Origin of the sequence: Cohnella abietis, from assembly GCF_004295585.1 — a bacterium.
GTDB classification, from domain to species: Bacteria; Bacillota; Bacilli; order Paenibacillales; family Paenibacillaceae; genus Cohnella; species Cohnella abietis.
Window position 1 is genome coordinate 4,535,629 of sequence record NZ_AP019400.1, and the last position, 12,847, is coordinate 4,548,475.

The 12,847-nt window shown below is 45.3% G+C and carries 11 protein-coding genes; all 11 read right to left on the minus strand.

Going from position 1 to position 12,847, the window contains the following annotated elements:
- Position 1 precedes the first annotated feature (1 nt).
- The gene (locus KCTCHS21_RS19990) at positions 2 to 1,411 is read right to left on the minus strand and encodes a UDP-N-acetylmuramoyl-tripeptide--D-alanyl-D-alanine ligase (RefSeq protein WP_130612392.1); all 1,410 of its coding nucleotides are present in this window, start codon (positions 1,409 to 1,411) and stop codon (positions 2 to 4) included.
- On the minus strand, positions 1,408 to 2,895 hold the full coding sequence (locus KCTCHS21_RS19995) for a UDP-N-acetylmuramoyl-L-alanyl-D-glutamate--2,6-diaminopimelate ligase (protein WP_130612395.1): 1,488 nt from the start codon (positions 2,893 to 2,895) through the stop codon (positions 1,408 to 1,410). The genes KCTCHS21_RS19990 and KCTCHS21_RS19995 overlap by 4 nt, the downstream gene beginning before the upstream one ends.
- 87 nt (positions 2,896 to 2,982) lie before the next feature.
- The gene (locus KCTCHS21_RS20000; protein WP_130612398.1) at positions 2,983 to 4,911 is read right to left on the minus strand and encodes a stage V sporulation protein D; all 1,929 of its coding nucleotides are present in this window, start codon (positions 4,909 to 4,911) and stop codon (positions 2,983 to 2,985) included.
- 88 nt (positions 4,912 to 4,999) lie between these two features.
- Positions 5,000 to 7,228 carry a penicillin-binding transpeptidase domain-containing protein gene (locus KCTCHS21_RS20005; protein ID WP_130612401.1) on the minus strand — a complete coding sequence of 743 codons (2,229 nt, stop codon included), beginning with the start codon at positions 7,226 to 7,228 and terminating at the stop codon, positions 5,000 to 5,002.
- Positions 7,229 to 7,258: 30 nt separating this feature from the next.
- Positions 7,259 to 7,666, minus strand: coding sequence for a cell division protein FtsL (ftsL2, locus tag KCTCHS21_RS20010; RefSeq protein WP_130612404.1), 408 nt, complete (start codon positions 7,664 to 7,666; stop codon positions 7,259 to 7,261).
- 50 nt (positions 7,667 to 7,716) lie between these two features.
- Positions 7,717 to 8,670, minus strand: coding sequence for a 16S rRNA (cytosine(1402)-N(4))-methyltransferase RsmH (rsmH, locus tag KCTCHS21_RS20015; RefSeq protein ID WP_130612407.1), 954 nt, complete (start codon positions 8,668 to 8,670; stop codon positions 7,717 to 7,719).
- A 74-nt stretch (positions 8,671 to 8,744) separates the two neighbouring features.
- On the minus strand, positions 8,745 to 9,182 hold the full coding sequence (mraZ, locus tag KCTCHS21_RS20020) for a division/cell wall cluster transcriptional repressor MraZ (protein WP_130612410.1): 438 nt from the start codon (positions 9,180 to 9,182) through the stop codon (positions 8,745 to 8,747).
- A gap of 127 nt (positions 9,183 to 9,309) precedes the next feature.
- Entirely contained in the window at positions 9,310 to 10,467 is a 1,158-nt protein-coding gene (locus KCTCHS21_RS20025) for a DUF4349 domain-containing protein (protein ID WP_157994082.1), read from the minus strand.
- A 93-nt stretch (positions 10,468 to 10,560) separates the two neighbouring features.
- Positions 10,561 to 10,896, minus strand: a complete 336-nt coding sequence (locus tag KCTCHS21_RS20030; RefSeq protein ID WP_130612416.1) for an antibiotic biosynthesis monooxygenase — start codon at positions 10,894 to 10,896, stop codon at positions 10,561 to 10,563.
- A complete protein-coding gene (locus KCTCHS21_RS20035) occupies positions 10,893 to 11,342 on the minus strand; it encodes an ankyrin repeat domain-containing protein (RefSeq protein WP_130612419.1) in 450 nt (149 codons plus the stop codon). The genes KCTCHS21_RS20030 and KCTCHS21_RS20035 overlap by 4 nt, the downstream gene beginning before the upstream one ends.
- A gap of 229 nt (positions 11,343 to 11,571) precedes the next feature.
- Positions 11,572 to 12,834, minus strand: coding sequence for an adenosylhomocysteinase (locus KCTCHS21_RS20040; protein WP_130612422.1), 1,263 nt, complete (start codon positions 12,832 to 12,834; stop codon positions 11,572 to 11,574).
- Positions 12,835 to 12,847 lie beyond the last annotated feature (13 nt).

A 12,847-nucleotide genomic window follows, 5' to 3' on the forward strand; every position in this document is an offset into this window, starting at 1 on the left:
GTTACTCCTTGGCTCCTTTCTGCAGTATGGATACGATTTCTTCTAATCGCATTCCTCTGGATGCTTTAACGAGTACTAAATCTTCAGCTTCCGAATGCTCGAGTAAATATTCGGCTAACGAGTCCTTATCTGGAAAATGCAGCACATTACCTTCACGGAACCCAAGTGTCGCTTCCCGATAGGTTTGCTCCGACAAGGGACCAAATAGGAGAACGTAGTCTGTCTTCGATTCATTTAGATAACGCCCGATTTCTCCATGAAGCTCAACCTCATCCGTTCCTAGCTCAAGCATATCGCCCAGCACGATCCACTTGCGGCGATAGCCTGATAGCTCAGCAACGAGATTAATAGCCGCCTTAACGGATGTCGGGCTAGCATTATAAGCATCGTTGAGAATCGTTGCTCCATTCTTCGCTGCACTCCGTTCGATACGCATGCCCGTTAGCTTGGTGGATTTGAGCCCTTCACCAATGCTGGCGAACGATATATCGAACAATCGCCCAACTGCAACAGCGGCAAGAGCATTCACCGCATTATGCCTACCCGGCACTGGCAGCGTGTAGCTCGTATCCGCATCCCCTGCCACGGAGAACTGTGTTCCTTCAGCTGTAACCCTAATATAGCGGGCTATCCAGTCATTATCCGAATTTTCACCAAAGGTAATTAATTTTATCTCTTTATCAAGGTTCAACGCAGCAAGCTCTTCAGCTAACAGCGGCTCATCACCATAATAGACGAGTTGGCCTCCCGGCTTCAACCCGTCTGTAATTTCGAGCTTTGCACGAGCAATATTTCTTCGAGACCCAAGGTGGAGCAAGTGGGATTCTCCGATATTCGTAACAATTGCCACGTCAGGCTTCGCCAAAGAGGATAACAAAGAAATTTCCCCTCGTCCGCTCATCCCCATTTCCAGTATGAGTATTTCTGTGTTACTTGCTGCACTCAAAATGGTAAGCGGCAGACCGATATGATTGTTATAATTTCCTTCTGTTTTATGTACAAGAAAACTTGTCGACAAAACGGAGGTAATTAAGTCCTTAGTTGTTGTTTTTCCATTGCTCCCTGTGACTGCCACAACTTTAGCCTTTAAGCCATTATTAAGATAACCAACAGATAGAGCTTGTAAAGCATTTAACGTATTATCCACTAAAATAAAAGGTATATCGATATCTGTTGGAGTGGGGATGCTGGCATTCCACAAAGCTGCAGCTGCCCCGGCATCCACTGCCTTTTGAACATAATCGTGCCCGTCGAACCGCTCTCCCTGTATAGGTACGAACAATTGTCCCGGCAATATTGTACGTGTATCGGTTGAAACGCCCGTTAATATGTTGTCACTCTCGTCAGAATAGCTGCGAATTCCTTCCGCGCCACTCCATTCGGCTACTTCGCGAACCGTTGCCTGCATCACTGGCTTCGACTCCTTATCGCTTCGCCTGCTATGAGACGATCATCAAAATCATGGGTAACCGCACCTATTATTTGATAGGTTTCGTGACCCTTCCCCGCAATCAATACTACATCGCCAGAGCTTGCCATATCAATCGCTTTTTTAATCGCTTCGCGCCTATTAGGCTCTAGCTCGTATCGGTCAGATGACAGGCCCGCTTCCTTTATGCCCACTTCGATATCGCTTAAGATAGCAAGCGGATTTTCTTTACGAGGATTGTCGCTAGTAACAATTATTCTATTAGCTAGCTCGGACGCGATTCGGCCCATAATGGGACGCTTTGTCGTATCGCGATCTCCTCCACAACCGAACACACAAATGACATCGCCAGTAGCTATCTCATTAACGGTTTTCAGAACATTTTCCAGTCCGTCAGGAGTATGAGCATAATCAACGATAACGGCGTAAGGCTGCCCTTCATTCACAAGCTCCACTCGTCCTGGCACTCCGGCAATCTTCTCTAGACTTTTAATAGCCCCATCCAAATCGATGCCTTCACACAATGCTGCCCCTAAAGCAGCTAAAGCATTATATACATTGAATTTACCAACTAACCTCAGGCTGACCTGACGCCTACCTAGGAAGGAATCTAATACAAAAGAAGTTCCACTAGCTGTTATCTTGACATTAGAAGCTCTAAGATCGGCTTGCTTATCAATTCCATAGGTCATAACCTCAGAAGCTGTATACTTCGCCAAACGGGTAGAAGCTTCGTCGTCATTATTGAGTACTGCAAAAGTTCGCTCTAAAGGATTATTGGAGTATGTATTGCCAAGTCTTGAAAATAAAAGTCCTTTTGCTGCTTCATAAGCTTCCATTGTCCCGTGATAGTCAAGGTGGTCTTGTGTGAGATTTGTAAAAACAGCTGTTCTGAAGCTACAGCCTTTGACTCTTCCTTGATCTAGTGCGTGGGAAGATACCTCCATGACACAGCGCTCGGTACCAGCAGAAACCATTGAATGAAAGATTTGCTCTAGCTCAAGCACATCTGGTGTCGTTCCCGACATAGGAAAGCTCTTACCCCCGTAACGGGTTTCAATTGTACCAATAACCCCTGCAGATACTCCTGCATCAGACCAAATCTGCTCAATTAAATAACATACCGTCGTTTTGCCATTTGTGCCTGTAACCCCGATTGGGTGAAGCTTATGAGACGGTCTACCATAGTAAAAATCAGCGATTAACGCAAGAGCTTGCCGAGTATCCGGCACAATGAGCTGCTTGGCTGATACAGGCAGCTCATGAGTCGTAACTAGGGCTATAGCTCCTCTTTCCAGAGCTTGAGCCGCATAATCATGTCCATCTACTGTATGCCCAGGCAAACAGAAGAACAAGCAGCCAGGAACAACCTTACGCGAATCGACTTCCAAGCTTTCAATGCCTACGTGTGGATCGCCGATTATTCGAGCTAGCAATAGCTGCTGGGATAGTTCAAGTAAGTTCATAAGAAACCGGCCTCCTATCGACCTCATCTACAATGTACACTCATTATCGTCCAATATATCCTCATCATTCAAGGGGAAAAACTAACTTTAGTCCCCTGCTCCTAAATAAATACGGATGACCGAACCTTGATCAACCCGCGTCCCTGCTGCGGGGGCTTGACGTACAACGGTCGTCCCGCTTCCAGAACTTGCTAAATGAAAGTTGGAATTCATGTCCTCATAGATGTCAGATACTGTCTTACCTACTAGATTCGGCACCGTAACAACCCGTGGCTCTCCGCTGCCATATTTATATTCCTTCTCCACTTGATCAGTCGAAGGCTTAACCCCCATGAAAGGTAAGGCATCTGCCATAATATTATGCACAATCGGCGCTGCGACAACCCCCCCGAACTGAATACCTTGTGGATTATCAACGGCAACATAAACGATTAGCTGAGGATCATTGGCAGGCGCAAACCCGATGAAGGACACGATATGCTCATCCTTCGAGTATCTGCCATTGATAACCTTCTGAGCTGTCCCCGTTTTCCCTCCAACTCTATAGCCGTCAAGAAAGGCATTACGCCCTGTCCCTTGTGCAACTACCTTCTCCAGTGCCTCTCTTACTTTCTTGGACGTTTCCGGTGAAATAACCTGCCTGACAAGCTCAGGCTTCGTTTCTTCTAATATCATTCCGGTATTCGGCTGAATCCAAGATTTAGAGACAAAGGGCTTAAACAATTTCCCCCCATTAATCGCGGCCGATACGGCAGTAATTTGCTGTATAGGAGTAACGGAAACCCCTTGACCGAAAGCGGTCGTGGCAAGCTCCACAGGTCCGACCTGCTTAGGCTTAAACATAATCCCGTTCTCTTCACCCTTCAGATCGATTCCGGTTTTCTTACCGAATCCGAAATCATAAATATACGAGAAAAGCTTATCCTTCCCTAACCTCTGCCCAAGCGTTACAAACCCTGGGTTACAGGAGTTTTCAACTACCTCTAGGAAGGTTTGGCTACCATGCCCACCCTTCTTCCAGCAGCGCAGCTTTGCTCCTGCCACTTCTATAGACCCAGGATCATAGAAGTGCTCCTGCTCTAAATTAACTTTTCCTTCCTGCAAGGCAGCTGCAAGTGTAATGATCTTAAAGGTTGAACCCGGCTCATAGGTCATCCATATTGGAAGATTCCTATTATACACCTCAGAAGATACTTCTTGATACTTGTCAGGCTGGAAGGTCGGGCGACTTCCCATGGCGTAGATTTCCCCCGTGTTCGGATTCATTGCTATAGCAATGACACTCTTCGCTTGGTATTGAAGCATAGCTTGGTCAAGCTCACGCTCCACTATGGATTGAATCGTCTGATCAATAGTCAATTGCAAATTCAAACCATCCTGCGGTGGAACAAAATTATCAGAGGATTGCGGCATCTTCCTGCCTGCCGCGTCAGAGAGATAGGAGACGCTTCCTCTTAATCCCGTTAATCTTTCGTTGTATTGCAGCTCCAAGCCCGTCAATCCCTGATTATAGCTACCTGTGAAGCCAAGCACATGCGACGCCAAATTCGCATAAGGATAGTAGCGTTTATTATCCTCTGAAACAACGATTCCTGGGAGTGCTAGCTTGCGAATTTCCTGGGCTTTCTCCGTTGTAAGCTTTCGACCTCCGGGCTTGAGCTCTACATTAGCCTTCCGTTTGGTTAAAAGCTTATATAGCTGATCTTCAGACATGCCTAGTGGCACAGACAGCTTGTGAGCCGTTCCCCGGGCGTCTTCAATCTGCACCGGGATCGCCATGATCGTCGGTGAGCTAACGTTATAAGCAAGCCTAGTTCCATTACGATCTACAATTTCTCCCCGCATCGCTTGAAACGGTATATCACGTCTCCAGGAGTCCTCGGCCTTCTTCGTAATTTCCCCGCCTATCCATAGCTGCACATAACCAAGCCTTAACACCAATGCACTGAAGGCAATTACCGCAATTATTAATGCGAAGTAGAGCCTCTTCCGAACCGTTACCTGTGATACCTTCAAAATGAAAAACCCCCTTTACCGGGAACATCTGAACGTGCTTTCGCCTAGTTTCAGATTATTCTCGGGACAAGTGGGTTAGAACAAGCTCTCAGCCCCCAGGGGGGGCAAGCTTTAGTTGAAGAATCCATTTCCCGTCCGTTTTAACTGCTTTTTGACTTACGACATAGCCCTCGCCCTCAACCGTACAGACAACCTTTAGGAGAGAGCACATCTTTAACGCATCTCGCAGTGACAATCCCTTCAAATCAGGAACGTTGCCAGGTGTTGTATCTGTTAGCAGGTATATTTGCTGCGAAGCTGGGATAACACTCCCTTCCTGCGGCAATTGCTGCAGCACCTTGTCGCCTTTACCAAGGACACCAACAGGAAAGGACCGTTCCTTAAGCAGCTCACGCGCCTGCACAACAGTCATACCAGTCACTTTAGGTACTGTGTCTGTCACCTCAACACCCTTAGCAGGAGTTGGAGATGGCGACTCTGCAGAGCCACCCCCCTCGGCTGGAGAAAGCTTAGGCTCAATGCCCAGGCGGAGTAAAGACTTACCCATAATATCCTTGAATATCGGACCAGCTACCGAGCCACCTCCGGCATTATCGACTTGCGGCTCATCCACTACGACATAAAGGACAATCTTTGGTTTTTCTACTGGTGCATAACCAATGAAAGAAACAACGTATCGATTTGTAGAATACCCCTCACTCTTACTCTTGCCGCTTTTTGTTACCTTTTGTGCCGTCCCCGTCTTTCCAGCAATGCGATAACCTGGAATAAAAGCGATATGCCCCGTACCGATTTGTTGATCACTAATTACTGTTTCTAAATATTCGCCAACTTTACGGGATGACTCTTCCGAGATAACCTGACGAACGACCTTAGGCGCGGTTATTGTTTTCTCTCCTGTATTCGTGTCAGTAATGGACTTTACAATGTGAGGCTCCATTAATTTACCACCATTAGCAACAGCAGCTACTGCCGCAACCTGTTGAATTGGAGTAACCAACACCTTACCTTGTCCAAAGGTTGCCGTAGCAACCTCCGAAGGGAAGTCGAGGCTGTAGGGTAAAGACACCTCATTAGGAAGATCTATTCCCGTCTTCTGACCAAAACCGAAATTATTAATATATTTAATTAATCTCTCTTTACCAAGCATCTCGTAGCCTAGCTTAACGAACGCCACATTACTAGAATGCTTTAGACCATCAAGGTAAGTGATTTCTCCATTTACCCCCCAGCCTCTACCACCATTGTGGTCTTTAACAGGTTTATCCTTAGAGCTATACTTTATTGAACCGGATTTATAGATGTCATTAGGCTTAAACAAGCCCTCCTCCACCGCTCCAGCCAAAGTCACGATTTTGAAGGTCGAGCCAGGCTCATACACAGACTGAATCGCATGATTTCTGAACGAGTTCTCATACTTTTTATCTCCATACGAATTCGGATTAAAATCAGGCATGCTAGACATTCCTAAAATTTCCATCGTATCCGGATCTGCAGCAATCGCAGTAATACTGATAGGCTTGTATTTCAGATAAGCCGTTCTCAGCGCATCTTCGATATAAAATTGAATTTCTTTATCAATTGTCAATGTAACATTCTTACCATCCACAGGCTGCTTATATTCTACCTGCCCATCAGGTAACTGCGTTCTAGCACCATCCTTCTGGTACTTGATAAACCCAGGCAGTCCATTCAAATCGTCGTTGAACTTTTTTTCCAAGCCTAATATCCCCTGGCCCTCTTTATTCTCGTAACCGAGAATGTGAGAAGCAAGCATCCCATTAGGATAATAACGTTTCTTCTCATTCATAAAATATAGACCGACGTCACTATTATTAGTTAATTTACGAAGCTCTTCTCGGAATTTATCTAATCGATCCTTTACTTCTTTATCTACCTTCCAGCCTTCTGGACGAACCTCCGCTTGGACAAGATAAGTAATCCCATCATCTTTCTTTGCGGTAATAATTGTTCGCAGCCTCTCTTCAGACGTACCTAATACAATGTGGAGTTTAGACACAATACGATCTGTCAGCTTCCATTCGGGGTTCTTGGCTTCTAAAGCAGCAATTTGTTTAGGTCCTAGTGCAATCGTATAAGCTCTAGCATCTGCTGCCAGTACATTGCCTGAACGATCTAAGATCATACCCCGCTCCTGCGGGAGAAATTCACTTGTGATCCAAGTTTTCATAGCTTGTTCTGACCAGAAGTCGGCCTTCACGACTTGAACCCAATATACTCGAAAAATTAAACCAATAAAAAGGAGGGAAAATATCCCTCCCATGAGCAGCGTCCGCAGTTTTATTCGTTTAGTCATAGCTATGACCTCTTTTTTTCCCGATCCCGCTTATGGCTTTATAGCCACTTCATTTGGATCGTCTTTTGAAACTACAATCTTCTCGGAGACCGGGACATAACCCAACGCTGTCGCTTTTTTCTTGATTGTGTCAAGATCGCTCAGCTTTTCTACTTCTCTTTGCAGCTCTTTAGTTTGAACCGTTGCCTGTTCATAGGTTTTATTTTTCGTTTGGATTTGTCCATTTATTTGGTAGATTTGTGCGTAACGATAAATAATAAAACCTGCAACCATAACAACTACTGCAATAGTTACAAGGTAAATAAGCTTCTCTCCAAGAGGAATAGGGCGGCGGCTTGGGACTTTATTTTTCCCCATATTATTATTGCGTATGGGTGGTTGAACCTTTTGTTCCTCTACGCGCTCCGGACGAAGCGCCAAGTTGCCGTAATATGCCATTTGTTCCCTGTACCCCTCTCTCTTCTAATCTCTATTTGAAACTCATCCTATTAGAGTTTTTCTGCGATTCTTAATTTGGAAGACCTTGCCCGAGGATTAATTTCCAGTTCCTGTTCTGTAGGCAATATCGGCTTGCGAGGTGTCAGCTTCAGCCTTCCCTCTCCACCACCGCACACGCATAAAGGAAAATCCGTTGGGCAGCTACAGCGTGCAACTTCCTTAGCAAAGGCCGTCTTACATATACGATCCTCCAGAGAGTGGAACGTAATTACGGCTACTCTTCCACCAGGGCTTAAACAATCAATCGTTTGTTCCAGTGCATCATTGAAAGCTCCAAGCTCATCATTCACTGCAATTCTTAATGCTTGAAAAGAACGTTTAGCTGGATGAGGACCCGTACGCCGAGTCGCCGCTGGGATCGATAATTTAATTAGCTCAGCTAGCTCACCTGTTTTTTCTATCGGAGCCTTAGTGCGCGCTTTAACGATATTCGCCGCTATTTTGCGAGCAAATTTCTCTTCACCGAAATCCCTCAGAATATTAGAGATTTCTCGCTCATCCCACTCATTCACAATTTCTTTGGCTGTTAGGGATTGCTCACGATCCATTCTCATATCCAATTCGGCATCCAGGTTATAGCTAAAGCCACGATCAGCTTCATCCAACTGCGGGCTAGATACTCCAAGATCGAACAGAATGCCATCGACTTGGGGAACACCATTATTCTCTGGAACTCCTGCTTCGCGAAGCGCCATTTTCAGATGCCGGAAATTACTTTTCACCAAAGTGACGACATCGCCATAAGCAGCTAATCGCTCACGCGCATTGGCGAGGGCGGCCTCATCCTGATCTAAAGCGATCAACCTACCTTGTGGTCCGAGCTGTGAAGCGATGAGCTCACTATGTCCCGCACCACCTAGTGTACAATCGACATATATTCCGTCTGGACGTATGTTCAAGCCTTTAACTGATTCCTCTTTCAATACGGTTACATGATGAAACATATTTACTGCCTCCCGGCACCCTCAAATGGGCCCGTCTTTTCTTTTTATGTATAGTTCTATAAGTTGTAAACAAGCTAAAAGTTAAAATCAAAATCGACCAGCTTCTCAGCGATTTCGTTAAAGGAGTCCTCAGACTGCTGAGAATATGCCTCCCATGTCGCTTTGTCCCATATTTCTACCCTACTTGATACTCCAATGACTGTGCATTCCTTATCCAGCTTGGCATAAGCACGTAAGTGAGTCGGTACGTTTACCCTTCCCTGTTTATCCCACTCACATTCGGAAGCACCAGAGAAAAGTAGTCTTGAGAAAGCTCTTGCGTTGGCAGCCATGGAGGGCAACGTTTTAATTTTCTGTTCAAGCTGTGCCCACTCTTCGCGCGGATAAACAAATAAGCAATTGTCTAATCCACGAGTGACAATGAAATCGGTGCCCAGAGCTTCGCGAAATTTCACCGGAATAATAATGCGTCCCTTATCGTCGATGCTATGCTGAAATTCGCCTAAAAACATAAGCTCCTTGCACCTCCCCCATTTCACACCACTTTCCACCACTTTAAACCACTTATGTTGATATTCGCGCCACAAAATAAAAATCCTGCTACATAAGCAGGATTTTAATAAAATTTATTTTACGAGATTAACGATCCTCGACTTTAGGCTCTTGCTCTTCTGAATGCATTTTGTTATCCGCTGAAGTTTCTGGCACCTCTGATCCAGCCTCGTTTAAGGTGATATCCCTTCTATTCCATGCTTTTCTTCTCTCTTCTGAGGTTTCCCGCATTGTCGCTTTACGCTTTCGCACGAAATAGAACGTTGGGATTCCAATGACTGCAACAACAATTATCAGGGGAAGTATTGCGGCAACAACAACGACTAGCCCTTCACCAAATTGTCTTAAAGCTTTAGTACTACCTGATAAGGCATCGGACAAGCGTTGACCAAAGCTTTTTCCATTGTCTGTTTTTTCTTCTGCAATTTCTGTTAAGCCTGTTGGCTGGTAGAGACGCAGGTTGATTGTGGAGAAGGAAACATTCTGATCTAGAAACCGAATTCGTCCTTTAATTTGCTCGATCTCCTCTTGGATTTGCGCAAGCTGGTTAGAGAACTTAACTAGATCATCCGTTTTCGTTGCTTTGTCCATAAAGCCTAGCATTCGAGACTCAACGACTTGCTTCGCTTTAAGACGAGCATCGAGATCCACGAATTCCTCTGTCACATCGCTTCCCTCAACCTCGCGCTCGAACTTTAAGCTTTTTATTTTCTGTAATTTCTCAAGGAAGGGAGAGAAGCCTTCGGATGGCACTTTAATGACGTATGTCGCACCAACCTCATCTTTATTCCGGCTATCCGAAAACTGCAGCACATACGCTCCGCCTAAATGAATGAGATTAAGCAACTCTTCCTCCACCGTCTTAAAATTCTCCACCTTCATAACTAGGCTCGCCCGATAAATAACCTTACGGCCATAGCCTGCATTCGCATCCGCAATCGGACCTATTCCTCCTAACGCTGTACTTGGACTGGCAGAGCTTGAATAGGCTCCCTTAACCGCTACTGCCCCAGACGATTCTGACGGAGCTTCATTGGCAGTGTTCGCCGTTAAGAGTGACTTGGTTTGATAAGAATCTGTTCGACTCAATTTATCCATTGCGTTGCTATCTGACTCTACTCCTCTTTCCGTAAATGAGGATGCATTTTCATTGCCGCTCCCGCTGCATGCTGTCAAACCTAACAGTAAAGCAGCCATTAGTAACAAAATACTGCTTCGTACCATTCGAACCAAGTTCCCCATCATCGCCATTTCCCCCTTTTGCTATCTGACAGCATAGACGCAAATAAAAAGGGAAATGTTTCCTGAAATGATATTAAATCAAGAATTAAGCAATTTCTAATTGGATTCTAATGAGACAGCTGGCAAATGTGAGACAATAACCTCATGGAGTGTAATTTTATTAGCGATGACCATCTCGCTATTGTCTCCCTCCTTACGTTCGGCATGTGCATGACTGAACGAATCGCTTTGTACCCATGCATCGAATGCCTTTTTGTTGTCCCAAGTCGTACAAACCTGATATTCCTCGTGGTCCTCTAGACTCTCAGTTTGGAGTAGCTCCATTCTTACAAAGCCAGGAAATGTATGCACATTTTTCGGTGTCTTAAATCGTTCCCTAATGAAGCCTCCATACCCGAGCTTAACCTGAATCGTATTGGTTACTATGATCATAGACTAGCCCTCCTTACTAAATTCCCAAAGCTGTTTGCTTCTAATTGTGCTAAATACTCATATACAGACTTGGCTCTCGCACCGCCTATTGCAGCATGTCGGATGAGCGGTATTTCATGTGGGCCGAGTGCATCAGCCATATAAGGGAACTGCTTGATCATAAGCTTCACAATCTCTAACTGACCAAGCATTGCCGCCGTAAAAATATCCAGTCGCGCACCTCGTCGCAATAAATACTCTGCGATATCTCGCCGACCCACGTGAGCAGCAGCTCCCAGGCCAGTTTCCCAGTCTGAGCCACCCCAATTCATCGATGCGTGCAGCAAGCCCGGCTCGTAATCCAGCATTTCTTCTACTTTCTGAAGATCCACATGGGCCGCGCTTATAAACTCACATACAAGCTCAGTCTCAATGGACGCGAACGGCTTACGTGATATTAAATTCATCCTTTCAGCTCCTCCCTGTTTTTTTGTTGAAAATCCTAGCTATATCCGGATGCTTAATTTATATCTTGCAGCACCATAACGTTCACTTAGTGAGAATCATTTTCAATTAGAACTTTACATGATAATGAGAATCATTGTCAATATTTTTTGGAAATAAAAAAAAGAACGCGTATTCCATCGAATGTTAACGATGGAATACACGTTCTCAATTATTTTATTAGTAGGCTTATTAGTGCGATGCCCAGCTGTCTAAGTAAGCTTTCTGATCTTCTGACAATGTATCAATCTGAATACCGAGGGATTGCAGCTTCGTACGAGCGACTAGCTCATCAAGCTCGTAAGGGACATTAACAACCTTGCTTCCGATATTCTCATAATTTTCGTTAACGTATCTGAGTGCAATGGCTTGAAGCGCGAATGTCATATCCATGATCTCAGCCGGATGTCCGTCTCCTGCAGCCAGGTTAACTAGACGTCCCTCAGCAAGAACATATATTTTACGTCCATCCTTCAAGACATACTCTTCGATATTTTTACGGACGACACGCTTGGAGACGGACAATGCTGCCAGCTCCACCAGATTAACCTCGATATCGAAGTGTCCCGCATTGGAAAGGATAGCTCCATCCTTCATATTAGCAATGTGCTCTCCGCGAATGACGTCCTTGTTGCCTGTCACTGTTACGAAGAATTCGCCAACTTTCGCCGCTTCCTCCATCGACAGAACAGTAAAGCCATCCATATAGGCTTCTACAGCGCGAATGGCGTCGATCTCAGTAACGACAACGTTTGCTCCAAGACCTTTAGCTCTCATAGCAACACCTTTACCGCACCAGCCATATCCATTTACTACGACTGTTTTTCCTGCAACAACAAGGTTAGTTGTCCGGTTAATTCCATCCCATACGGATTGACCAGTACCATAGCGATTGTCGAACAAGTATTTACAGAAGGCATCGTTAACAGCTACCATAGGGAATTTCAGAGAGCCGTCCTTTTCCATAGCTTTAAGACGCAAAATCCCTGTTGTCGTTTCCTCTGCCCCGCCCCGAACTTTAGCGAGTAGATCTTGCCGCTCTGAATGGAGAATCGACACAAGATCTCCTCCATCATCGATAATAAGGTCCGGCTTTGTTTCCAAAGCTTTGACCATTAAGTCTTTATATTCCTGCGGCTCTGGATTGTATTTGGCGTATACTGCAATTCCGTCCTCTACAAGAGCAGCACATACATCATCTTGAGTGGATAGCGGATTACTTCCGGTAATGACAACCTCTGCGCCGCCAGCTTGAACGACTTTAGCTAAATAGGCTGTTTTTGCTTCCAAGTGAAGCGATATCGCAACACGTAACCCTTTGAACGGCTGGTCACGCTCAAATTCCTTACGTATTTGGTTTAGAACCGGCATGTGGGCCTGCACCCAATCAATTTTCAGCTTGCCTTCTGGTGCTAATGAAGGGTCACGCACAATGCTAGTTAGTGCCGTTTTCATATCCTAATTCCTC